Genomic DNA, 23215 nt, shown 5'->3' on the forward strand with positions numbered 1-23215 from the left:
CCTCCTCTTTCGGTTAACGGGACGGATGCAGTCTGCGGTGCATTCCGGCAAGAAAATTTGTGCTTTCTTCGCCGAAGCTCCGAATCTTTGCAAGATTCAGGCGAAAAGCTCGCGGCAGAAGCTCAGACCTTCGACAAGCGCATCCACTTCGTCGGTGGTGTTGTACATCGCGAACGAAGCCCGCGCGCTTGCGCTGATTCCATAGAAGTCCATCAGCGGCATCGCGCAGTGGCTTCCGGCGCGCACGGCAATCCCCTTCTTGTCGAGGATGGTCGAGATGTCGTGCGGATGTGCGCCCTGCATCGTCATCGAGAAGATCGCACCCTTGCCCGGCGCGTCGCCTTGCAGGCTCAGCCAGTTCAGCGCGCGCAGCCGGTCGCGGGCATGATCGCGCAGTCTGGCTTCATGGGCGGCGACTTCCGGCATGCCGATTTCCATCAGGTATTCCAGCGCCGCGCCCAGCCCGATCTGGTTGACGATCCCGGGCGTTCCGGCCTCGAACCGCAATGGCGGGTCGGCATAGGTCACCTCGTCGCGGGCCACGGTGCGGATCATGTCGCCGCCGCCCATGAACGGCCGCATCTCGGCCTGGCGGTCCGAGCGGATCCAGATCGCGCCCGATCCCGAGGGGCCATACAGCTTGTGTCCGGTGATGCAGTAGAAATCGACGCCAAGCTCTGCCAGATCCACGGGCATGTGGACCGCGCCCTGCGACCCGTCGACCAGCACCGGCACATCGGTGCCGCGCGCGATGGCGCCGACATCGACGATCGTTCCGGTGACGTTCGACATATGGGTGACGGCAATCAGCCTTGTCTTGGGCCCGACGGCCTCCAGCATCTTTTCGGCCGGCAGGCTGCCATCGGGCTCGGGTTCGACCCATTTCAGCACCACGCCCTGACGTTCGCGCAGGAAATGCCACGGCACGATATTGGCATGGTGTTCCAGCAGGGACAGAACGATCTCGTCTCCGGCCTGAAGCCGCGGTGCGGCCCAACCATAGCTGACGAGGTTGATGCCCTCGGTTCCGCCCGAGGTGAAGATCACCTCGTCCTCGCGCGGGGCGTTCAGGAACCGTGCGATGATGGCACGCACGCGTTCGTAGTTTTCGGTCGCAAGGTTCGACAGAAAGTAAAGCCCGCGATGGACATTGGCGTATTCGCCCTCATAGGCGCGGGTGATCGCGTCGATCACCTGCCGGGGCTTTTGCGCGCTGGCGCCATTGTCCAGGTAAACCAGCGGCCTGGAATTCACCTGCCGCGACAGGATCGGGAAATCGGCGCGGATCTTGGCGACATCGAAGCTCATTGCGGCACCTCGGGAAGAAGGCCTAGGGCAGCGGCCAGGAAAGACAGCACGAAGCCCACGGCAAGGGCGGTTGCGAACATGCCCAGCATCACCTTGGCGCCGCTTCGAAAGCCGTGCAGCGCCTTCGTGAACTGGACCGTCAACCACAGGAAGACGGCGATGGCGAGGATGCCAAGGATCCCGGCCAGCCCCGGCAGGATCAGCGACACCAGAAGTTGAGCAAGCTGAACCAGCAGCAGCACGATTTCGATCCACACTGTCAGCAGAAGAGCGTCCTCGAATCGGCCATGCCCGCCAAACATGCGCCCGACCCCGGTCATCAGCGTGGCAGCCATGACGATCGCCGCCAGCTGGATCCCCGCCATCGCTATGGGCTGGCCGGTCAGGCCAAGGACGGACGGTGTCTCGCCCTCGGGCAGCGGAAACATCTGCACCGACACCCAGGCCAGCAGCGCCGACACCGACACCGCCAGCAGCAGCGCCATCCAGCGCACCGACATCGGCAGGTTCATCCCGATCAGCGTCTGCGCTGCATCCTCGGGGTTGCGCAGGGTCATCCTCAGCAGAGCGTTGAAATCGTCGAAATTCATTCTTTCCTCGCAAGCACCGACATGCCGGACCACCAGATCACCACAAAACCGACCCCGACCAGCAGCTGCGTCAGTGTCTGCGCCGGCCCCGGTCCCACCAGCCCCGCGACCATGCCCCAAAGCAACATGGCGGGCGCCGTCGCCAGCAGCGCCCAGAACAGCGCCAGCCGCGAGTCGCCCGGTGCCAGGCGCCGCCCGGTCAGACCCGACACGACCGACACGAACGACGCAAAAGCATAGGCCAGCAGCGGCATCACGAACATGACGGCCAGCAGCGCACCGCTGATGCGCGCTTCGAACGGCACCGAGGGATCAAGCTGTGCCTCGCGCGCGCGAAGCGGCGCCTGCGCCACCAGAAAGATCAGCATGGCAGCCATCAGGACGACCAGCTTCACGCTTTCGGGCATGCCGGAAAGGTCGCGGAACACCTGGCGCGGTGCCCACCAGCTTTGCAGCACCCGCGGCAGGACGCCGCCACGGGTCACTGGTTGGCGCGCCGGGTCAGCCAAGCTTCCAACCGATCATTGATCTGCCCGCGCAGGACCTCGTCCTCGATTTCCTCCAGGGCGTCCGCCAGAAAGGACAGGACCAGGAACACGATCGCCCGCTCCTTGGGCACCCCGCGCGAGCGCAGATAGAACATCGCTTCCTCGTCGATCGCGCCGGTGGTTGAACCATGCGAGCATTTCACGTCGTCGGCGTAGATCTCCAGCTCGGGCTTGGCAAGGAACTGGCTGCGTTCGTCCAGCAGCAACGCCTGGCTGATCTGGTAACCGTCGGTCTTCTGGGCGCCCTGCTTGACCAGAATCTTGCCCTGAAACACGCCTTCGGCACCGTTCTTGAGCACTTTCTTGAAGACCTGCCGGCTTTCGCAGCGTTCCGCGGCATGGGTGATGAACACCGTGTCGTCATGGTGGAACGGGCCGACCTTTCCGTCGCCCAGAACGGCGGCGGCAATATGGGCCGAGGCATCATCGCCCACGATATCGATCACGCTCTCATGGCGCATCAGCGTGCCGTTCACCGACAGCGCAAAGCATTTCAGCTGTGCCTCGGCCGCGACGCGCGCGAACAGATGCGAGATGCCCAGCTTCTGATGGCCCGCCCGCTTGGCGGTGATGTGATGCAGCCGCGCGCCGCGTGCCAGATCGGCCTCGATCACGCCGTTCGAGCGCGCGCCGACCATGCCGGTTTCCAGCAGCGTCAGTTCCGCCCCGTCCTCCAGACGCAGAACATGGTGCCACATGACATCGGCAGCCTCGTCGGCGCGGCGGTGGATGATGTGCACGGGCTTCGCGGCCTTTCCGGTCACGCGGATCAGAACCCCGTCGCGTGCCGCGGCGGTGTTCAGCGTGGCGAATGGCCGCCTGACCGGCTTCTGTCCCGAGGCTTCCAGCGTTCCATAAAGTCCCCGGGCCCAGTGGTCGGTTTCCGCATCGGCCTGGGCCAGGGTATCGATCTCGATCCCCGCAAGCGTCAGATCATCGGACGCGCCTTCATCAAAGGCACCATCGACGAACACCAGCGTCAGCCTGTCAAGATCGGTGAAAAGCGGGGAATCGGGGGACTTGCCCTCGATGGGGATCGCCTGCGGCACCGGCGCGCTGAACGGGCGCGGATCGGTATAGCGCCAATACTCGTCCCGCGGGCCGGGCAAGCCCATCTCGCGCAGGCGAGCCAAGGCGTCCGCGCGCGCCTGGGCACTGAACCCGCCCTTGGGCAGGTCCAACGCCTCAAGCCGCGCGGACAGCGCGTCGGGTGCCTTGGGCGCGCCGCTGACCTGCGGCGTCACATCCTTGATCTGAACTGCACTCTCAGCCATCAGCCGGCCTCCGCCAGAAGATCGCCGTAGCCCTCTTCCTCGACCTGCAGTGCCAGTTCCGGCCCGCCCGATTTCACGATCCGCCCATCCGACATGATGTGGACGACATCGGGCTGGATATGGTTCAGCAGGCGCTGGTAATGGGTAATGACAAGAAAGCTGCGATCGGGGCCGCGAAGCGCGTTCACCCCGTCCGAAACCAGGCGCATCGCATCCACGTCAAGGCCGGAATCGGTCTCGTCCATGATGCACATGCGCGGGGCCAGCATGGCCATCTGCAGGATCTCGTTGCGCTTCTTCTCACCGCCCGAAAAGCCCACATTGACCGGACGCTTCAGCATCTCGGCGTCGATCTGCAGATCCTTGGCCTTCTCGCGCACGGCTTTCAGGAATTCGCCCGACGACATTTCCTCTTCGCCACGCGCCTTGCGCTGCGCGTTCACGGCGGTCCGCAGGAACGTCATGTTGCCGACGCCGGGGATTTCGACCGGATACTGGAAGGCCAGGAACAGGCCCGCCGCAGCGCGCTGTTCCGGCTCCATGTCAAGCAGGCTTTCGCCGTCCATCGTGGCCGAGCCTTCAGTGACCGCATAGCCGTCGCGCCCTGCCAGAACATAGGACAGCGTCGATTTTCCCGAACCGTTCGGCCCCATGACCGCGTGGACCTGGCCGGCGGGCACCTCAAGGCTGAGGCCTTTCAGGATCTGCTTGTCCTCTTCTTCAAGTTTGACGTGCAGGTTGTCGATCTTAAGCATTCTTTACCTCATCAGATGGTGGCGGCGGTGCCGTCCGTCAGGCACCATCATCATGTCATCATGCGCCCCGGACAGAGCGATTCATCCAACCGAGCCTTCCAGCGAAATCGCCACCAGCGCCTGCGCTTCCATGGCGAATTCCATCGGCAGGGCCTGCAGCACGTCGCGGCAGAACCCGTTCACGACCAGGGCCACGGCCTCTTCCTCATCCATGCCGCGCGAGCGGCAGTAGAACAGCTGGTCGTCATCGACCTTGCTGGTCGTGGCCTCGTGTTCCACCCGGCTCGACGTGTTCTTCACCTCGATATAGGGCACGGTATGGGCGCCGCATCTGTCGCCGATCAGCAGGCTGTCGCATTGCGTGTAGTTGCGGCTGTTCGTGGCGCGCGGATGCATGCTGACCAGACCGCGATACGTGTTCTGCGCCTGCCCCGCCGAAATGCCTTTTGAAACAATGCGCGAGCGGGTGTTCTTGCCAAGATGGATCATCTTGGTTCCGGTATCGGCCTGTTGCCAGTTATTGGCGATGGCGATGGAATAGAACTCACCCTGGCTTTCGTCGCCGCGCAGGATGCAGGACGGGTATTTCCAGGTGATCGCGCTGCCGGTCTCGACCTGCGTCCACATCACCTTGGCGCGGGCCTCGCGGCAATCCGCGCGCTTGGTCACGAAGTTGTAGATGCCGCCCTTGCCATTCTCATCGCCGGGGTACCAGTTCTGGACGGTCGAGTATTTGACCTCGGCATCCTCCAGCACCACGATCTCGACGACGGCGGCGTGCAACTGGGTTGTGTCGCGCTGCGGTGCGGTGCAGCCCTCCAGATAGCTGACATACGAGCCCTTGTCGGCGATGATCAGCGTGCGTTCGAACTGGCCGGTGTTCTCGGCGTTGATGCGGAAATAGGTGGACAGTTCCATCGGGCAGCGGACGCCGGGCGGAACATAGACGAAGGACCCGTCGGAAAACACCGCGCTGTTGAGCGTCGCGAAAAAGTTGTCGGATTGCGGCACGACGCTGCCCAGGTATTTCTTCACCAGTTCGGGATGCTCGCGGATCGCCTCGCTGATCGAACAGAAGATCACGCCGGCCTTGGCCAGCTCGTCCTTGAAGGTGGTGCCCAGGCTGACACTGTCGAAGACCGCATCGACTGCGACCTTGCGCCCTTCGGCAGGCGCGGCATCGGCGCCTTCGACCCCGGCCAGGATCATCTGTTCCTTCAGCGGGATGCCCAGCTTTTCATAGGTCGCCAAAAGCTTTGGATCGACATCATCCAGGGATTGCGGCTTCACCTCCATGCTTTTGGGGCGCGCGTAGTAATACTGATCCTGATAGTCGATCTCGGGATAGTTCAGCATCGCCCAGCGCGGTTCGGACATGGTGGCCCAGCGCCGGAACGCTTCCAGCCGCCACTCGGTCATCCATGCGGGCTCGCCGTTCTTGTTCGAGATCAGCCGGACGATGTCTTCGTTCACACCCTTGGGTGCATAGTCCATCTCGATCTCGGTATTCCAGCCATGCTTGTAGCTGCCCATGCTCTGCACTGTCTCGACGGTTTCCCGGTCGACACCTTCGCGCACATCAAGATCGGTGGTCTCGGTCATCCTGTGTCCTTCCTGCGATCAAGCGTTTCGCTCAACCATTCCTGTCGCGCCAGCGTGAATACGCGCTTTCCCATGCATCCGCAAATCGGTTCACCTGATCCTCGCCCAAAGTCGGGCTTATCGAGATCCGGATCGCGGATTGCGCCGCCTTATCGTCGAAGCCCATCGCCTGCAGCGTGCCGCTTGCCCTGACCTTGCCGGACGAACAGGCAGAACCTGCCGACACGGCAAACCCCGCAAGGTCCATCTGCATGACCTGCGTTTCGCCTTTCCAGCCTGATGTAAGAATGCAGGTGGTGTTCGGCAAGCGTCGTGCGTTTCTTCCCGCGATTTCCGCGTTCGGAGCGCAATCCAGAAGTCGGGCTTCCAGCGCGTCACGGCGGGCGGCGACCTGATCCCAGACACCGGTTTCCAGATCCTTCTGCGCGGCCTCGGCCGCGGCGGCGAAGCCCGCTATCCCGATCAGGTTCTCGGTGCCGGCCCGGCGGCCCTGTTCCTGTCCGCCGCCCCGAATCATCGCCTCGATCTGGGTCCCTCGTTTCAGGATCAGCGCACCGATGCCCTTGGGGCCACCCAGCTTGTGGGCGCTGACGAACCCTGCCGTCACCCCGAGCCAGTTGAAGCCGAACGGGATCTTTCCGAAAGCCTGCGTCAGGTCGCTGGACCCCAGCCCCTCGGGGAGGGCCTGGATCACCCCGGTCTCGCTGTTGGCCAGTTGCAGGCTGCTGCCAGCCGGGTCGGCAATGCTGACCATGCCGTCGCGATCGACCGGCAGATCCGCTTCGCACCAGACCTTCACGGCGCTGTGTTCGACCGGCGCGCAGTGGATGGCGCGACCCGCCAGCACCATCGCCGCGGCCTCGGTCGTCCCGGCCGTGAAGACAATGTCGGCCCCCTCGGCCCCCAGCGCCGCAGCGATCCGCTCACGCGCGCGCTCGAGCATCATCTTGGCCGCCCGGCCTTCGCTGTGAACGGATGACGGGTTGCCCGTGACATCCATCGCCTCGATCATCGCGGCCTTCACCTGCGGGCGCAGCGGCGTGGTGGCATTCCAGTCCAGGTAATGCCGCGTCACCCCAGCGCCCCCGCGATCTCGTCGGCGAGGCGGCGGGCGACGGCGTCCTTGCCCATGCGCGGCCATTCGTCGGCGCCGCCCTTTCGGATCAGGGTCACGGCATTCTGGGTTCCGCCCATGATCCCGGTCCCGGGGCTGACATCATTCGCCACGATCCAGTCGCAGCCCTTGCGCTTGCGCTTGGCGGTCGCGTTGGCGATCACGTCGTCGGTCTCGGCGGCGAAGCCCACGACCAGCGACGGGCGGCGGCCCTTCAACCCGCTGATCCAGGCCAGGATATCGGGATTCTCGGCCATCTCGAGTGAGGGTGGCTGACCAGAGCCGTCCTTCTTGATCTTTCGCTCGCCGGCATTGGTCACGCGCCAGTCGGCGACCGCCGCCGCCATGACCGCGACATCGGCGGGCAGTGCGGCCTCGACCGCCTCGCGCATCTGGCGCGCCGTTTCCACGGCGATGACCGCGACGCCCTCGGGCGGCGGCACAACGGCAGGGCCGGTGACAAAGCTGACCCGCGCGCCAAGATCGCGCAGCGCGGCGGCGATCGCGCTGCCCTGCGCGCCGGACGACCGGTTGGCGATGTAGCGCACAGGATCAATCGGTTCATGGGTCGGGCCCGACGTCACGATCACGTGACGCCCCGCCAGCGGGCCGGGCAGGACCTTGGTTTCGGGGAGCAGCTTCAAGGGCGCTGCCCGCGGCAGCGCCTGCCGGATCGCGCTCAGGATCGCCTCTGGTTCAGCCATGCGACCGGGACCGAATTCGCCGCAGGCCATGTCACCCTCATCCGGACCAACCGCCAGAACGCCGTCGCCTTCCAGCAATGCCAGATTGCGCTGCGTCGCGGGATGCTGCCACATGCGGACATTCATTGCCGGCGCGATCAACACCCGCTTGTCGGTCGCCAGCAGCAGGGTCGAGGCCAGATCGTCCGCCAGACCGTTGGCCATCTTGGCCATCAGATCGGCGGTCGCGGGCGCGACGACCACCAGATCGGCGTTGCGCGACAGCTGGATATGGCCGATCTCGGCCTCGGATTGCAGATCGAACAACCCGTCACGCGCCGCCTCTCCGGCCAGCACGGAAACCGTCATCGCCGTGGTGAACTGCGCCCCCGCGCGGGTCAGCACCGGCGTGACCGCCATGCCCTCGGCCCGCATCAGCCGGATCAGCTGCGGCACCTTGTAGGCCGCGATCCCGCCGCCGATGACCAATAGGATACGCGTGCCGTCCATGCCGCCCCCTGCGAAACCTGCGAAACCTGCGAAACCTGCCAGACAGATAGACCCCCACGACGCCTGCCGCAAGGAACCGGGACCGTTAACGCTTCCTTAAGGCCGGTTGCGTTAACCAGTTGCTGGAATGTTGCAGGGGGTGTGATGGTGGCAATCGCCTATTCGGTCGCCTTCGAGGGTGTCGAGGCGCGTCTGGTCGAGGTGCAATGCTCGGTCGCCGCCGGGCTGCCGGGATTTGCCATCGTCGGGCTTCCGGACAAGGCCGTCAGCGAGGCCCGCGAACGGGTCAGGGCCGCCTTTGGCGCGCTGGCCATCGCGATGCCCAACCGCCGGCTGACGGTGAATCTGTCTCCGGCCGACCTGCCCAAGGAAGGATCGCATTTCGACCTGCCGATCGCACTGGCGGTGCTGGCGGCGCTGGACATCATCCCGGCCGACGAACTGGCCCGGTGCGTCAGCCTTGGCGAACTGGCGCTGGACGGAAGGCTGGTTCAGGTCACCGGCGCCCTGCCCGCCGCCATGGCCGCGGCCGAGGACGACCGCGCGCTGATCTGCCCCAGGGCCTGCGGTCCCGAAGCCGCCTGGGTCGAGACGGTGCCGGTCATCGCGCCCTCGACACTTCGCGAGGTCGTCGATCATCTGACCGACCGTCACCCGTTGTCGCGCGCCCAGCCCGGAACCATCGGCGGCAGGGCACCGGTCGGCTGTCTGTCCGAGGTCAAGGGCCAGGAACGCGCCAAGCGCGCTCTGGAGATCGCGGCCTCGGGCCGCCATCATCTGCTGATGGTGGGTCCCCCCGGAGCGGGCAAGTCGATGCTGGCGGCCCGACTGCCCGGGCTCATGCCGCCGCTGTCGCCGGTCGAGGCGCTGGAGACGTCGATGATCCATTCGCTGGCCGGCACGCTGGACGAGGGCGGCATCTCTCGGCACGCGCCGTTCCGCGAACCCCACCATACCGCGTCGATGGCGGCGATCGTGGGCGGCGGACGCGGCGCTAAGCCCGGAGAGATCAGCCTCGCCCACAACGGCGTGCTGTTCATGGACGAATTCCCCGAATTCCCTCGGCAGGTGCTGGAAACCCTGCGCCAGCCGATCGAGACCGGCGAGATCGTCGTCGCCCGAGCCAACGCCCATATCCGCTATCCTTGCCGTTTCCTGCTGGTTGCGGCTGCCAATCCCTGCCGATGCGGTCATCTGGCGGACGCGGCCCAGGCCTGTTCACGCGCGCCGAATTGTGGCGCCGATTACATGGGCAAGATATCGGGACCATTGATGGACCGTTTCGACCTGCGCCTCGAGGTGCCCGCGGTCAGCTTCATGGACCTGGAGTTGCCGCCTGCCGGCGAGACTTCGGAACGGATCGCGCTGCGCGTCGCCGCCGCGCGCGACATCCAGACGCGCCGCTTTCGCGACCATCCGCGATTGCGCGCAAACGCCGACGCGTCGGGCGCGGTCCTGGACGAGATCGCCAGCCCGTGCCCCGAAGGTCGCGCGCTGATCGTGAAGGCGTCCGAAAGGCTGGGCCTGACCGCGCGCGGCTATCACCGAATTCTTCGCACGGCCCGGACGATTGCCGATCTGGACGCATCCGACACCGTCCGGACCCCGCACCTGGCCGAGGCGATCAGCTATCGCCTGCCCTTTGTCGCGGGCGGCTGAGCAGGCTGAAGCCCAAGGGCCGGGACAGGCGCTCAGATCCTTGACAGTCGTCGCTCGATCGCCTCCCAGAGCAGCGCGGCCGCGTTGACACCGTCAAAGCGCTCCAGCTCCTGCAGCCCGGTCGGAGACGTGACATTGATCTCGGTCAGCCAGCCATCGATGACGTCGATGCCGGTGAAGATCAGCCCCTTTTCGCGCAGCACCGGGCCGATGCGCTTGCAGATCTCGTATTCGCGTTCGGTCAGCCCGATCTTCTCGGCCCGCCCGCCCACATGCATGTTCGACCGCGCCTCGCCCATCTGCGGCACCCGATTGATCGCGCCCACCGGATCGCCGTCGACCAGAATGATCCGCTTGTCGCCCTGACTGACGGCATGGATGTATTTCTGCGCGATCATCGGCTCGCGGTTGATGCCCGCGAACAGCTCCAGCAGCGCCGACAGGTTGCGGTCATCGGGGTCCAGATGGAACACCCCCGCCCCGCCATTGCCGTAGAGCGGCTTGACGATGATGTCGCCGTGCTGGTCCCGGAACTGCCGGATCGCCACCGGATCACGCGAGATCATGGTGGGTGGCGTCAGGTCCGGGAAATCCAGAACCATCAGCTTTTCCGGGCAGTTCCGCACCCAGAACGGATCATTCACCACCAGCGTGCCGGGATGGACCCGGTCCAGAAGATGCGTCGAGGTCACATAGGCCATGTCGAACGGTGGGTCCTGCCGCAGCCAGACGACATCGAAGTCCTGCAGGTCGACCTCGGCCCAATCCCCGAAGGTGACGTGGTCGCCCTGCTTGCGGCGCAGGGTCACCGGCCGGCCGCGTGCAACCACCCTGCCGGCGTCATAGCGCAGATGGTCGACGTGATACTGGAACAGGCGGTGGCCGCGCGCCTCGGCCTCCAGAGCGATGCGGAACGTGCTGTCGGCGTCGATGTCGACGGCCTCGATCGGATCCATCTGCAAGGCGACGTAAAGGCTCATGGCGCGCTCCCTGAACGGTGACGACCGGTTGTTACCCGTCGTCGGGCGGGATGCAAGAGTCGCGGTCAGTCCTCGGCGAAGGCGTTTTGCAGGATGTCAACGCGGCCCACCGAGTCGACCAGAGCGACGTCGAAGCGCATCTCTGTCAGCAGCCCGTCGGGCAGCGCCGCGCAATATTCGCAGGCGGCGGCGCAGATCCGGTCCATCTGCGGGCGCATCAGGCGAAGGGCGGCGGCATCATGCGAGCCGGCCTGCTTGACCTCGATGAAGACGATGCAGGCGCCGTCGCGGCAGACCAGATCGATTTCGCCGGCCGCGCCGCGCCAGCGTCGGGCAAGCACCCGCAACCCCCGCGCCTCGACATGGCGCGCAACCGCCTCCTCGGCCATTGCGCCCGACAGGCTGGAAAGCCTGCCCCGCGCCCGGCGTCCTTGCGAGGCGCCGGGCGTCGGGCGTTCGCCATTGTCCTGCCCGCCGCCATATGCCGGATCGTTCATTCGGCCTGCCCCTGTTCCCGCGCGGATCGCGCGGCCTATATCTCGTCGGATCGGCCATCACCGTCCGCGGCCAGCGACAACGCCAGCTGATACACCTCGCGCCGCGGCAGCCCCAGTTGCTGCGCGACCTCTTTCGCGGCATCCTTGACCGACATATGCGGCAGGCGCAGATGCAGGGCCGCCAGGATGTCATCCTGTTCGACGACAGCGGCCGACGGCCGGTCAAGCAGCATCACGACCTCGCCCTTCAAGTTCGCCATGCGCGGATCGGCGGCCAGGTCGCTGGCCGTCCCCCGAATCACCTCTTCGAATTTCTTGGTCAGTTCGCGCGCCACCACGGTCATGCGATTCGGGTCAATTTCGCACAGCTCGGTCAATGTCTGGTTAACGCGCCTGGGGCTTTCGAACAGGATCACCGTGGCGTCCAGTTGCGCCCAGTGCCGCAGCCAGGCCAGGCGGGCAGACCGGGTCGGCGGCGGAAATCCCGCGAAAAGAAAACGGTCGCTTGGCAGCCCCGACACGCTCAGCGCAGCCAGCGCGGCCGAGGGGCCCGGCACCGCGTTGACGCGAAACCCCGCCTGCGCGACGTCGCGTGCCAGCCGATAGCCGGGATCGGCGACCAGCGGCGTGCCGGCATCCGAGGCATACGCGACACTCGCACCCTCCTGAAGCGCGGCCATCAGGGCGGGCCGGCTGCGCTCGGCGTTGTGATCGTGATAGGCTTGCACCCGCCGGCCGCGCAGGGGGATGCCGTGGATCTCCATGAGATGGCGCATCACGCGCGTGTCCTCGGCGGCCAGAATGTCGGCCGAATTCAGAACGTCCAGTGCCCGCAAGGTGATGTCGCGCGCCGTGCCGATCGGGGTTGAGACCAGATACAACCCCGCTGCCAGCGGGCCGGCCTCGATATGCGCAGACAGCCGCTGCGGTGGCTCGCGCCCCTTCTCGCTCATGGCGTGCTTCCCCTGCCGTGGCGGCGCCGCCGCCAATTGCCAATCCGGTACGATCCCCATAGGCTGCGTCCATTCGCCGCCATCAGACCACATTCCAGGGAAGTTTCACATGTTCGCATCTGCCACAACCCGGCCCGACACCGGGCTGCGCCGCACGATCTGCCGTGTGGGAGCGGTCGTCTCGGCCCTGTTTCTTGCCGCCTGCGAACCGGTGGGCGTGAGCGGGCAGGCCAGCGGTCCCAGCATCGGTCCGCTGATCGATCCCGGCCAGCCCGTGCAGGTCGCGCTGCTGGCGCCGGGGGGCAGTGGCTCGGCCGGTCTGGAATGGTTGGCGCGCAGTCAGAAGAACGCCGCGCGAATGGCCGCGGCGGATGCCCAGGGCGCGGTCATCGATCTGCGGATCTATGACAGCGGCGACAGCACGGCGCAGGCCGTTGCACAGGCCAACGCCGCTGCCGATGCCGGCGCCAAGATCATCATCGGGCCGTTGTTCGCCGAAGCGGCGAACGCCGTCGGCAATGCCATGCTGCCGCGCCAGATCAACGTGCTGTCGTTTTCGAACAACGCCGAGATCGCGGGCGGCAACGTCTTCATCCTGGGCAACAGCTTCGCCAATGTCGCCGACAGGCTGGTCGGTTTCGGCGTGAAGCAGGGCAAGCGCAACATCTATGTCGTCGCCGAAAACGACGTCGCAGGCCAGATCGGCGGCCGCGCGATCGAGACCGCGATCGCCCGCAACGGCGCAAGGCTGGCCGGTCGCACCAACCACCCGGTCTCGGTCAGCGGCGTGGATGCCGCGACGCCCCGGATCGTGGAAGCCGCCAGGTCCGGGCAGGTCGATGCCGTGTTCATGACCGCCAACAACCAGGCGGTGCTGCCCTACCTGACCGAAAAGCTTGCCGCCGCCGGCGTCACGTCGCAGGTCACGCAGTTCATGGGTCTGACGCGGTGGGATCAACCCGGATCGCGCCTAGCGCTGCCGCAATTGCAGAATGGCTGGTTCGCGATCCCGGATCAAAGGCTCAAGGCTCAGTTCGACGCCCGTTATCGTGCGGCCTATGGCGAGGAACCGCACGAACTTGCCGCCCTGGCCTATGACGGGGTCGCCGCAGTCGCATCGCTGGTGCGCGCGGGCAAGCGCAACGCGCTGACGACCGCCGGGCTGACGCAGGGCTCGGGCTTCGCCGGAGTTGACGGCGTCTTCCGGTTGCGCCCCGACGGCACCTCGCAGCGCGGCCTTGCGGTGGCGACCATCCGCGGCGGTCAGGTCGTGATCCTCGACCAGGCACCGCGTGGCTTCGGCGGTTTCGGGTTCTGACCTTGGCATCAGGCGCCAGCGACACGACGGTTCAAAGCGCCCCGGCCTTGCCCGGGGCGCATGAAATCTTTGACAACGAGAGCTTTCTGGCATCGCTCGAAGCCAGGCTTGGCGATCTGGACGAACCTCGCGAGATCCGCAGCGCGACCGTCGCCCTGCTGTCCGAGGCGCGCGCCGCCGCCATGGCGGATATCGAAACCGGGTTTCTCAGCCACCCCCGCGCCGCGCGCGAAACGGTGCGCGCCATTGCCAGCCTGACCGACGGCATGGTCACCGCCATCCACCACGTCGCCATCACCCGGTTGCATCGGCTGCACAACGCGTCCGAGGGCGAAAGGCTGGCAGTGCTGGCGGTCGGCGGCTATGGCCGGGCCGAGATGGCGCCATCATCCGATGTGGATCTGCTGTTCCTGACCCCCTACAAGATCACGCCCTGGGCGGAAAGCGTGGTCGAATCCATGCTTTACATGATGTGGGACCTGAAGCTGAAGCTCGGCCATTCGATCCGCAGCGTGGATGACTGCCTGCGACTTGGCGCGGGCGACATGACGATCCGGACCTCGCTGGTCGAACATCGCCTCGTCACCGGCCACGCACCGCTGGCGCAAGAGCTGCGCGAGCGGCTGTGGTCGGAACTGTTCGAGAAGACCGTTCCGGAATTCGTCGAGGCAAAGCTGGAGGAGCGCAGTGCCCGCCACCAGCGTCAGGGCGGCCAGCGCTACGTTCTTGAACCCAATGTCAAGGAGGGCAAGGGCGGGCTGCGCGACCTTCAAACCCTCTACTGGATCGCGAAATACATCCATCGGGTCGATCGTGCTGTCGAACTTGTCGATCTGGGTGTCTTCACGCGGGAAGAACATCTGGCCTTCTGGCAGGCCGAGGATTTCCTGTGGGCCGCCCGCTGCCACCTGCACCTGATCGCCGGACGGCCGGTCGATGTGCTGTCTTTCGACATGCAGGTCGAGGTCGCACGCCGCATGGGCTATTCGGACACCGCCGCGCGGCGCGGCGTCGAGTATTTCATGCAGGATTATTTCCGCCACGCCACCCGCGTTGGCGAACTGACGCGCGTGTTCCTGACCGAACTGGAAGCCCGCCATGTCCGCAAGGCGCCGATGCTGGGCCGGCTCTTCCGGCGCCGCCGCAAGATGAGGCCGGGGTTCAGCGACAGGCACGGCAGGCTGGCAATCCAGGACGACGCCGCGTTTCTCAGGGACCCGCTGAACATCCTGCGCCTGTTCGAGGAGGCGCTGCGCACCGGCATTCTGATCCATCCCGACGCCATGCGTCTGATCGCCGCCAACCTGACCCTGATCGATGACAGGATGCGCGCCGACCCCGAGGCGATCCGCATCTTCATGGACCTGCTGCTGAAGCACGGAAATCCCGAACGCAGCCTGCGCCGGATGAACGAGTTGGGCGTCCTGGCCGCCTTCATCCCCGAATTCCAGCCGGTCGTGGCAATGATGCAGTTCAACCTGTATCACCACTTCACCGTGGACGAGCATTCGATCCAGTGCGTCGCCGCGCTGGCCGAGATCGAGCGCGGCGAACACCCCGAGGATCTGCCGGTGTCGCACGGGATCATGGGTTCGGGCATCAATCGACGCGTGCTGTACCTGGCAACGCTGCTTCACGACATCGGCAAGGGGCGGCGCGAGGACCATTCGATCCTTGGCGCCCGCATCGCGCGCCGCATCGCCACGCGCTTCGGCTTTCCGCAGGACGATGTGGACACCGTGGAATGGCTGGTGCGAAATCACCTGCTGATGTCGGATGTGGCGCAGAAACGCGACATCGCCGACCCGCGCACCCTGCGCGATTTCGCCAAGGCGGTGAAGACCCGCAAACGGCTTGACTTGCTGCTTGTCCTGACGGTCTGCGACATCCGCGGTGTCGGCCCCGGTGTCTGGAACAACTGGAAGGCCGCGCTGCTGCGCAAGCTGCACCAGGAAACCGCGGCGGCGCTGGAAAACGGCCTCGAGGAGCTGAATCGCGACAAGCGCCAGAACGAGGCCAAGCGGTCCCTGCGCCACCTGCTGACCGCCAAGGGCTGGGAGCCCAGGGCAATCCGCGCGGAGCTTGGCAGGCATTACGACAATTACTGGCCGGGCTTGCCGTCCGAAACCCAGGCGGTGTTCGCCGAGTTGCTGCGCGAGATCGGCGAAGACGAGATTCGCATCGACCTGCGCGCTGACAAGGATCGCGACGCCACCCGCGCCGCCTTCGTGCTGGCCGACCATCCCGGCATCTTCTCGCGGCTGGCGGGCGCGCTGACGCTGATGGGCGCGAATGTCGTCGACGCCCGCACCTATACGACCCGCGACGGCTACGCGACCGCGGTGTTCTGGGTGCAGGATGCAGAAGGCCATCCCTTCAGCGAGGATCGTCTGCCACGGCTGCGCCAGACCATCCTGCGCACGCTGAAGGGCGAGATCGTCGCGCGCGAGGCCTTTGCAAGCCGCGACAAGCCCAAGAAGCGCAACCGAGAATTCCGTTTCCCGACCCATGTCACCTTCGACAATGAGGGCAGCGACATCTATACGATCATCGAGGTCGACACCCGCGACCGGCCCGGCCTGCTTTACGATCTGACCCGCGTGATGGCGGCGAACCATATCCAGATCGTCAGCGCGGTGATCGCAACCTTCGGCGCACAGGTGGTGGACAGTTTCTATGTCAAGGACCTGTTCGGCCTGAAGCTGCACAGCGAGGCGAAACGCGACATGCTGGAAAAGAAGCTGCGCAAGGCAATCGCCGACGGGGCAAAGCGGGCAGAGGCATAGAGCATGAAACCGGGACTTGTGCGCGGATTCCTTTCGGTTGGGATCTGGACGTTCATCTCGCGCCTGTCGGGCTTCGTGCGCGACATCCTGATGGCTGCGTGGCTGGGCACCGGGCCAGTCGCCGAGGCGTTCCTGATCGCGCTTTCACTGCCCAACATGTTCCGCCGCTTTTTCGCGGAAGGCGCGTTCAACACCGCCTTCGTGCCGATCTTCTCGAAAAAGCTGGAGGACAGGCGCGACGCCGAGCGTTTCGCCGCCGAGGCGTTCTCGGGTCTGTTCATGGCCGTGCTGATCCTGTCGGCGGTGGCGATGATCTTCATGCCGGTCCTGGTCTGGCTGATGGCCTCAGGCTTTCAGGGCGATGAGCGATTTGATCTTGCCGTCGAATACGGCCGCATCACCTTTCCCTATATCCTGCTGATATCGCTGGCCTCGATGATCTCGGGCGTGCTGAACGCCAATGGCCGCTTCACCGCCGCCGCGGCGGCCCCGGTGCTGCTGAACCTGTTGTTCATCGTCGCGATGGGGCTGGGGCGCTGGCAAGGCTGGGATCTGGGGCTGACGCTGGCCTGGGCGACGCCGGTCACCGGCATCGCGCAGCTGGCGCTGGTCTGGTGGGATGCGCGACGCACCGGCTGGACCTTCTGGCCGCGCCGCCCGCGCCTGTCGCCCGACATGCGCCGGCTGCTGGCCGTCGCGCTGCCCGCAGCCTTCGCGGGCGGGGTGGTGCAACTGAACCTGCTGATCGGCCGTCAGGTCGGCTCGCGCTTCGAGGGTGCGATCGCCTGGCTGTCCTATTCCGACCGGCTCTATCAGCTGCCGCTTGGTGTGGTGGGCGCGGCGGTGGCGGTCGTGCTGCTGCCCGAACTCGCTCGACGCCTGAGGGCCGAGGACCACGACGGAGGTCAGTCCGCCTATAGCCGCGCAACCGAATTCGGTCTGTTCCTGACCCTGCCGGCCGCCTTCGCAATCGCGGTGATCGCAGAACCGATGGTCGCAACCCTGTTCGAGCGCGGTCAGTTCACCGCCCACGACACGACCCAGACGGCCGCCGCGCTGGTCGTCTATGCGTTTGGCCTGCCAGCCTTCGTCCTGCAGAAGATCCTGCAACCGCTTTACTTCGCGCGCGAGGATACGCGCACGCCCTTCCGCTATGCGGCCATGTCGATGGTGGTGAATGCCGTGGTCGCCTTCGGCCTGATGCCGTTCATCGGCTTCCTTGCCGCGGCCCTGGGCACCACCATCGCAGCCTGGGTGATGGTCGCGCAGCTGTGGTGGGGCACCCGCGACATGGGACAGGCTGCGCGCGCCGACGCCCGCCTGCTGCGCGCCGCCCCGCGCATGGTGCTGGCCTCGGCCCTGATGGCGGTCGCGTTGTGGGTGATGCGGGACTGGGCCTCAGCGGCGGGCATTCCCCGGGTTCCCGGCCTTGCGATCCTTGTCTTCGGCGGCGGCGCGATCTATTTCGCCCTCAGCTTCGCGACCGGAGCCTATCGCCTGTCTGAGCTGAAGACAGCTATCAGACGCTCGCGCTAGCGCGTCGCGCCTTCGGTGCGAACATGTCGCGGACCCGTCATCGCTGCCGGATCTGTCGCAGCGCCCGCGTCACACCGCCATCGACCAGCAGGAAACTCAGCGCGAAACCGACCGCGAATCCTGCGATTTCGGCAATCCAGCCATAGCCAGCACCGCCGAACACCATGCCGAAGACCAGTTGGAACAGCAGCAACAGCCCGATCAGGGTGAAGGCCCGCATCCGGTTGGCGTTCGCAGCCGCCAGCCTGGCCCAAAGCAGGAAGGTGAACGCGCCGACCAATCCGTAAACCGCCGGGTAGCCGCCGATCAGGGGCGCAGGCCGGCCGGGCAGCACCGACATCGCGACGGTATAGGCCAGGGCCCCGCCGATGGCCGAGCCCAGGAACAGCGCGATGACGGCAAACGGCCGGAACTCGCGCGCGACAAGGTTTCCAAGCGCCAGCGTGAAGACCAGAACGAACAGCGCGTGCACCAGCGAGGCGTGGACGAAGCTGAACGTCAGCAGCCGGTAAAGCTGGTCCCAGTCGATCACCCCCAGACCCCACATCCGCTGGATCATTTCCGGCGCGAAGGCAGTCACCTGCATCGCCGACAGCCGCAGCCCAACCCCGTCGGCGCCGCCAATCAGCCCCAGCCGGCCCAGACCGAACACGGCCTCGCTGGCGATCACCGGCAGAACCAGCAACCAGACGGCGGCGGGCAGCGGGTTCAGGGGCGATTCGTTCAGGCCTTCGCGCATCTGGTTTCCTTCGCGGTTGCGGTCAGTGCGGCCAACAGCTAAGCCAGCGCCACGGAAAATCCAAGCGGGCCAGACATGAACGAGACGACCAATCCGGACATTTCGGGCAATCCGGGCTTTACCCCGCGCATCTTCTCGGGGATCCAGCCCTCGGGTGGCCTGACGCTTGGGAATTACCTGGGCGCGCTGAAACGCTTCTCCGCGCTGCAAGGTAACACCGCCGAGACAATCTATTGCATCGTCGATCTGCACGCCATCACCGTGTGGCAGGAGCCAGAGATCCTGAGGGGCCGCACCCGCGAGGCGGCAGCGGCCTTCATGGCATCGGGCGTCGATCCTCGTCAGTCGATCCTGTTCAACCAGAGCCAGGTCAGTGCCCATGCCGAAATGGCGTGGCTGTTCAACACGGTGGCGCGGGTCGGCTGGATGTACCGGATGACCCAGTTCAAGGACAAGGCCGGGAAGAACAGCGAAAATGCCAGCCTGGGGCTTCTGGCCTACCCGGCGCTGATGGCGGCGGACATCCTGACCTATCAGGCGACCGGCGTGCCGGTCGGCGAGGACCAGAAGCAGCATCTGGAACTGACCCGCGACATCGCGGCCAAGTTCAATCACGATTACGGCGTCAATCACTTCCCGGTCACCGAACCGCTGATCGAGGGCGTGGCGACGCGCGTCATGTCCTTGCGCGACGGCTCGAAGAAGATGTCGAAATCCGATCCCTCGGACGCCAGCAGGATCAACCTGACCGACGATGCCGACGCGATCGCCCAGAAGATCCGCAAGGCCCGGACCGATGCCGACCCGTTGCCGGCCAGCATCGAGAGCCTGAAGGATCGTCCCGAGGCGCGCAATCTGGTCAATATCTATGCCGCACTGTCCGATCAGACCCCCGACCAGGTGCTGGCCAGGTTCGAGGGCCAGGGCTTTGGCATCTTCAAGCCCGCGCTGGCCGAGATCGCGGTCGAGGCGCTGACGCCGATCACGCGCAAGATGAGCGAATTCATGGCCGATCCGGCCGAGATAGACCGCATTCTCGGCGACGGCGCCGCGCGAGCCGACGCGATCGCCACGCCGATCCTGGACCGGACCAAGGACATCATGGGCTTGCTTCGGACCCGCGCATAGCCGCGACCGCAGGGTCGGAAACTGACCGCGCGCATCTTGTGGCGAGCTTTTCCTTGACGATCCGGCGCTGCCCTCGATGCGCCATCACCTCGCCGACGATCGGATCTCCACTCAGGCCGGAGAGGTGACAGCCTTGCCGGTGCAGGGCCTTTTCCAGCCATGCGGCCCGGTCATGCCGATTCCGGCACGGGCCCCGTGCTGCTGTTCCGCAATGCGGTGTCAGTCGGCATAGATCATCTTGCGGGTCATCCCGCCATCGACCACGAAATTCTGGCCGGTGATGAACCCGGCATTGTCCGAGGCCAGGTACGCGACCAGCGCTGCAATGTCCTCGGGCACGCCCACGCGGCCGGCCGGATGCTGGCGGATGTCGGCGACGGAATGATCCGGCTGCCCGCGATTGGCGCGCTTCTGCCAGGGGCCGGTCTCGATCCAGCCGGGCAAGATGCAGTTCGCCCGGACGGCCGGGCCAAGGCTGACGGACAGTGCGTGGGTCAAGGCGACCAGTCCGCCCTTGGCGGCTGCATATGCCTCGCAGTCTGGCTCGGATTGCAGGGCGCGGGTCGAGGCGATGGTGACGATCGCGCCATCTGCGCGGCGCAGAAGCGGCACCGCCTCGCGGACGCAGAGAAACGCTCCGGTCAAATGGCTTTCCTGCCACCGCCGCCAGCCTGCCAGCGAAAGCCGTTCGATCGGGCCGGAATGCGGGTCGGCGATCCCCGCGTTGGAAACCAGCAGGTCGAGTGCAGCGCCGTCCATCCAGTCGCGAAGTCGTTCGAAACCCAGGGCAACCGATGCCTCGTCGCCGACGTCGCCATCGATCCCCAGGATGCCGGGATCCTCGTCCGACAATTCGCCCAGCGCCTCGACATCACGGTCGATGACGGCAACACGCCAGCCTTCGCTGCGCAGGTGAACCGCGATGGCCTTGCCGATACCCTGCGCGCCACCGGTAATCAGCGCGGACTTCATGACGACCTCCTGAAGAACACGGTCGCTCTGTCAGCGCGGAATCGGGGCCGTGTCGGCCCGGTCCGCATGCCGACCTGCCTGCCCCTCAGTGCCCGTTCAACAGCCGGCGCGAATTGGCGCGCGTGCGCTTGCCATACGGGCGCAGGGCGGCGGATACGACCCGGTCGGCGGCGACGCCACGCCCGGTTGCCTGCATGACCGCGAAAAGCGACTCGGAAGCGGCGGCCTGCTTTTCGGCGAACATCCGGAAAGGCTCGCCAGGCGATTGCACCGCCATGCCCATCATCCCGGCCATGCGAAATCCCATGACCTTATGGGAATCAACGGCAATCCGCGCCATCTGCGCCCAGAGCCGATAGGGAGATCCAAAAGCGGACGCCAAGTTTATATTTTGTGACATTCATAGAATTCCTTGTCTCGCCGACGCGTCCACCGTCGCATCCCCTTCAGGGCAGACACAGGGTCGCCGGTCATAGCTTTTCACAGTGTGGCAGAATTGCACTATCACCGGCTTGGCAATCAGGGACGGCAATGTATACAGGCATGCCATGAACGATAGCATCACCCTTCGCCGCCCCGACGACTGGCATCTGCATCTGCGCGACGGCGCGATGCTGGCTGCAGTGGCGCCTCATTCCGCCGGTTTCGGCCGTGCCATCATCATGCCCAACCTGGTGCCGCCGGTGGTTACGGGCGCGCAGGCCGCCGCCTATCGGGACCGCGTCCTTGCCGCGTTGCCCGAAGGCTCGGCGCTTGATCCACAGATGACGCTGTATCTGACAGACGGCACCGACCCGGCCGATGTCGTGGCCGCGCATCGTGCGGGCATCATCCGCGCGGTCAAGCTGTATCCGGCGGGCGCGACGACCAACTCGGCCAGCGGCGTCACGGATTTCGACCGGGTGCGCCCGGTGCTGGAAGCCATGGCCGATGCCGGCATCCCGCTATGCGTCCACGGCGAGGTCACCGATCCGGACGTCGACATCTTCGACCGCGAGGCGGTGTTCATCGACAGGGTGCTGGATCCGTTGCGCCGCCGGACGCCCCGGCTACGCGTGGTGATGGAGCATGTCACAACCTCGGAGGGCGTCGCCTATGCCCGATCCGGCGGCGACGACCTGGGCGCGACGATCACCACCCACCATCTGGTCATCAACCGCAATGCGATCCTCGCCGGCGGCATCCGTCCGCATTACTACTGCCTGCCGGTGGCCAAGCGCGAAAGCCATCGCCAGGCGCTGCGCGAGGCCGCGACCAGCGGCGAGGCGCGGTTCTTCCTTGGCACCGACAGCGCCCCGCATGCCGATAGCGCCAAGTTGCAGCCTTGCGGCTGTGCCGGCTGTTTCACCGCGCCGAACACGATGTCGATCCTTGCCCATGTGTTCGAGGAACAGGGCGCGCTGGACAGGCTCGAGGGTTTCGCAAGCCTGAACGGGGCCGCTTTCTATGGCCTTCCGCCGAATGAAGCCCGCATCCGGCTGATCCGGCGCGACCAGCCCGTGCAATACCCCAGGACCATCGCCGCCGGCGACGAGACCGTCACCCTGTTCGAGCCCGGCCATCCGCTTTACTGGCATCTGGAGGACGCATGAGCCTGCCCTATCCGTCGCGCGAGGAAATGGCCCGCCTCAGCGCCCGCATGCTGCTGGAAATCAAGGCGGTGGATTTCAACGCCGAGCAGCCCTTTACCTATGCCTCGGGTCTGAAGGGGCCAACCTATGTCGATTGCCGCCGGATCATCAGCTTTCCACGCGTGCGCCGGACGCTGATGGATTTCCTGGCCGCGACGGTCATGCGTGATGCCGGCTTCGAGGCCTTCGACAACGTCGCCGGGGGCGAGACCGCGGGCATCCCCTTCGGCGCAATGGTCGCCGAAAGGCTGGGCCTGCCGATGACCTATATCCGCAAGAAGCCGAAGGGCTACGGTCGGAATGCCCGCATCGAGGGCGTGATGACCGAGGGCCAGCGCGTTCTGTTGGTCGAGGATCTGACCACCGATGGCGGCAGCAAGCTGTCCTTCGTCGATGCGATCCGCGACACCGGGGCAAGCTGCGCGCACACGGCGGTCATCTTCTACTACGGCATCTTCCCCGAAACGCCCGGGCGCCTCGCCGATCACGGTGTCAGCCTGCACCACCTGTGCACCTGGTGGGACGTTCTGGACGAGGCGCGCGCGCAGAAAAGCTTCGACGACGCGACGCTGGAAGAGGTCCGCACCTTCCTGACCGACCCGCGCGGCTGGCAGGCGGCGAACGGCTGACCG

At 65.8% G+C, this 23215-nt stretch carries 21 protein-coding genes; 7 read left to right on the plus strand and 14 right to left on the minus strand.

The annotated features are described in order from the left end of the window. Window positions 1-96 precede the first annotated feature (96 nt). The 8 genes from L1965_RS07130 to coaBC form a co-directional block, all read right to left on the minus strand. Window positions 97-1308, minus strand: a complete 1212-nt coding sequence (locus tag L1965_RS07130; protein WP_235755739.1) for a cysteine desulfurase — start codon at window positions 1306-1308, stop codon at window positions 97-99. Further along, window positions 1305-1898 (minus strand): YIP1 family protein, encoded by a 594-nt coding sequence (locus L1965_RS07135; protein WP_235755740.1) that lies wholly within the window; start codon window positions 1896-1898, stop codon window positions 1305-1307. Before L1965_RS07135 ends, L1965_RS07130 begins: the two co-directional genes overlap by 4 nt. Continuing rightward, on the minus strand, window positions 1895-2407 hold the full coding sequence (locus L1965_RS07140; protein WP_235755741.1) for a hypothetical protein: 513 nt from the start codon (window positions 2405-2407) through the stop codon (window positions 1895-1897). Before L1965_RS07140 ends, L1965_RS07135 begins: the two co-directional genes overlap by 4 nt. Next, window positions 2380-3720 carry a SufB/SufD family protein gene (locus L1965_RS07145; protein ID WP_235755742.1) on the minus strand — a complete coding sequence of 447 codons (1341 nt, stop codon included), beginning with the start codon at window positions 3718-3720 and terminating at the stop codon, window positions 2380-2382. Before L1965_RS07145 ends, L1965_RS07140 begins: the two co-directional genes overlap by 28 nt. Then, window positions 3720-4475 carry a Fe-S cluster assembly ATPase SufC gene (sufC, locus tag L1965_RS07150; RefSeq protein WP_235755743.1) on the minus strand — a complete coding sequence of 252 codons (756 nt, stop codon included), beginning with the start codon at window positions 4473-4475 and terminating at the stop codon, window positions 3720-3722. Before sufC ends, L1965_RS07145 begins: the two co-directional genes overlap by 1 nt. Before the next feature lie 81 nt (window positions 4476-4556). Beyond that, window positions 4557-6077 carry a Fe-S cluster assembly protein SufB gene (gene sufB, locus L1965_RS07155; protein WP_235755744.1) on the minus strand — a complete coding sequence of 507 codons (1521 nt, stop codon included), beginning with the start codon at window positions 6075-6077 and terminating at the stop codon, window positions 4557-4559. Between the two features lie 31 nt (window positions 6078-6108). Continuing rightward, a complete protein-coding gene (locus tag L1965_RS07160) occupies window positions 6109-7152 on the minus strand; it encodes a cysteine desulfurase family protein (protein WP_235755745.1) in 1044 nt (347 codons plus the stop codon). Continuing rightward, the gene (gene coaBC / locus L1965_RS07165) at window positions 7149-8384 is read right to left on the minus strand and encodes a bifunctional phosphopantothenoylcysteine decarboxylase/phosphopantothenate--cysteine ligase CoaBC (RefSeq protein ID WP_235755746.1); all 1236 of its coding nucleotides are present in this window, start codon (window positions 8382-8384) and stop codon (window positions 7149-7151) included. Before coaBC ends, L1965_RS07160 begins: the two co-directional genes overlap by 4 nt. Window positions 8385-8528: 144 nt before the next feature. On the opposite strand from coaBC, the gene L1965_RS07170 reads away from it, so the two are divergent. Further along, window positions 8529-10043 carry a YifB family Mg chelatase-like AAA ATPase gene (locus L1965_RS07170; RefSeq protein ID WP_235755747.1) on the plus strand — a complete coding sequence of 505 codons (1515 nt, stop codon included), beginning with the start codon at window positions 8529-8531 and terminating at the stop codon, window positions 10041-10043. A 32-nt stretch (window positions 10044-10075) separates the two neighbouring features. Here the strand turns inward: L1965_RS07170 and gshB are convergent, their stop codons facing one another. From gshB to rsmI, 3 genes are all read right to left on the minus strand, one after another. Then, on the minus strand, window positions 10076-11023 hold the full coding sequence (gene gshB, locus L1965_RS07175; protein ID WP_235755748.1) for a glutathione synthase: 948 nt from the start codon (window positions 11021-11023) through the stop codon (window positions 10076-10078). A gap of 65 nt (window positions 11024-11088) precedes the next feature. Beyond that, window positions 11089-11412: a YraN family protein gene (locus L1965_RS07180; protein ID WP_235756125.1), complete on the minus strand. Its 324-nt coding sequence runs from the start codon at window positions 11410-11412 to the stop codon at window positions 11089-11091. A 143-nt stretch (window positions 11413-11555) separates the two neighbouring features. Further along, entirely contained in the window at window positions 11556-12473 is a 918-nt protein-coding gene (gene rsmI, locus L1965_RS07185) for a 16S rRNA (cytidine(1402)-2'-O)-methyltransferase (protein WP_235755749.1), read from the minus strand. 109 nt (window positions 12474-12582) lie between these two features. On the opposite strand from rsmI, the gene L1965_RS07190 reads away from it, so the two are divergent. The 3 genes from L1965_RS07190 to murJ are packed head-to-tail and all read left to right on the plus strand — an operon-like array spanning window position 12583 to window position 18113. Next, window positions 12583-13791, plus strand: coding sequence for a penicillin-binding protein activator (locus tag L1965_RS07190; RefSeq protein ID WP_235755750.1), 1209 nt, complete (start codon window positions 12583-12585; stop codon window positions 13789-13791). 2 nt (window positions 13792-13793) lie between these two features. Beyond that, window positions 13794-16577, plus strand: coding sequence for a [protein-PII] uridylyltransferase (locus L1965_RS07195; protein ID WP_235755751.1), 2784 nt, complete (start codon window positions 13794-13796; stop codon window positions 16575-16577). Window positions 16578-16580: 3 nt separating this feature from the next. Further along, on the plus strand, window positions 16581-18113 hold the full coding sequence (gene murJ, locus L1965_RS07200; protein WP_235755752.1) for a murein biosynthesis integral membrane protein MurJ: 1533 nt from the start codon (window positions 16581-16583) through the stop codon (window positions 18111-18113). Window positions 18114-18150: 37 nt separating this feature from the next. Here the strand turns inward: murJ and L1965_RS07205 are convergent, their stop codons facing one another. After that, window positions 18151-18852: a rhomboid family intramembrane serine protease gene (locus L1965_RS07205; RefSeq protein ID WP_235755753.1), complete on the minus strand. Its 702-nt coding sequence runs from the start codon at window positions 18850-18852 to the stop codon at window positions 18151-18153. Between the two features lie 75 nt (window positions 18853-18927). Between L1965_RS07205 and trpS the strand changes: the two genes are divergently transcribed. Continuing rightward, a complete protein-coding gene (trpS, locus tag L1965_RS07210; RefSeq protein WP_235755754.1) occupies window positions 18928-19980 on the plus strand; it encodes a tryptophan--tRNA ligase in 1053 nt (350 codons plus the stop codon). 219 nt (window positions 19981-20199) lie between these two features. Here the strand turns inward: trpS and L1965_RS07215 are convergent, their stop codons facing one another. Beyond that, the gene (locus L1965_RS07215; RefSeq protein ID WP_235755755.1) at window positions 20200-20952 is read right to left on the minus strand and encodes an SDR family oxidoreductase; all 753 of its coding nucleotides are present in this window, start codon (window positions 20950-20952) and stop codon (window positions 20200-20202) included. 85 nt (window positions 20953-21037) lie between these two features. After that, the gene (locus L1965_RS07220) at window positions 21038-21247 is read right to left on the minus strand and encodes a hypothetical protein (RefSeq protein ID WP_235755756.1); all 210 of its coding nucleotides are present in this window, start codon (window positions 21245-21247) and stop codon (window positions 21038-21040) included. 253 nt (window positions 21248-21500) lie between these two features. Between L1965_RS07220 and pyrC the strand changes: the two genes are divergently transcribed. Continuing rightward, window positions 21501-22544: a dihydroorotase gene (pyrC, locus tag L1965_RS07225; RefSeq protein ID WP_235755757.1), complete on the plus strand. Its 1044-nt coding sequence runs from the start codon at window positions 21501-21503 to the stop codon at window positions 22542-22544. Next, on the plus strand, window positions 22541-23212 hold the full coding sequence (locus L1965_RS07230) for an orotate phosphoribosyltransferase (RefSeq protein WP_235755758.1): 672 nt from the start codon (window positions 22541-22543) through the stop codon (window positions 23210-23212). Before pyrC ends, L1965_RS07230 begins: the two co-directional genes overlap by 4 nt. Window positions 23213-23215: the final 3 nt, after the last annotated feature.

This window comes from Paracoccus salsus (assembly GCF_021556615.1).
Classification (GTDB): Bacteria; Pseudomonadota; Alphaproteobacteria; order Rhodobacterales; family Rhodobacteraceae; genus Paracoccus; species Paracoccus salsus.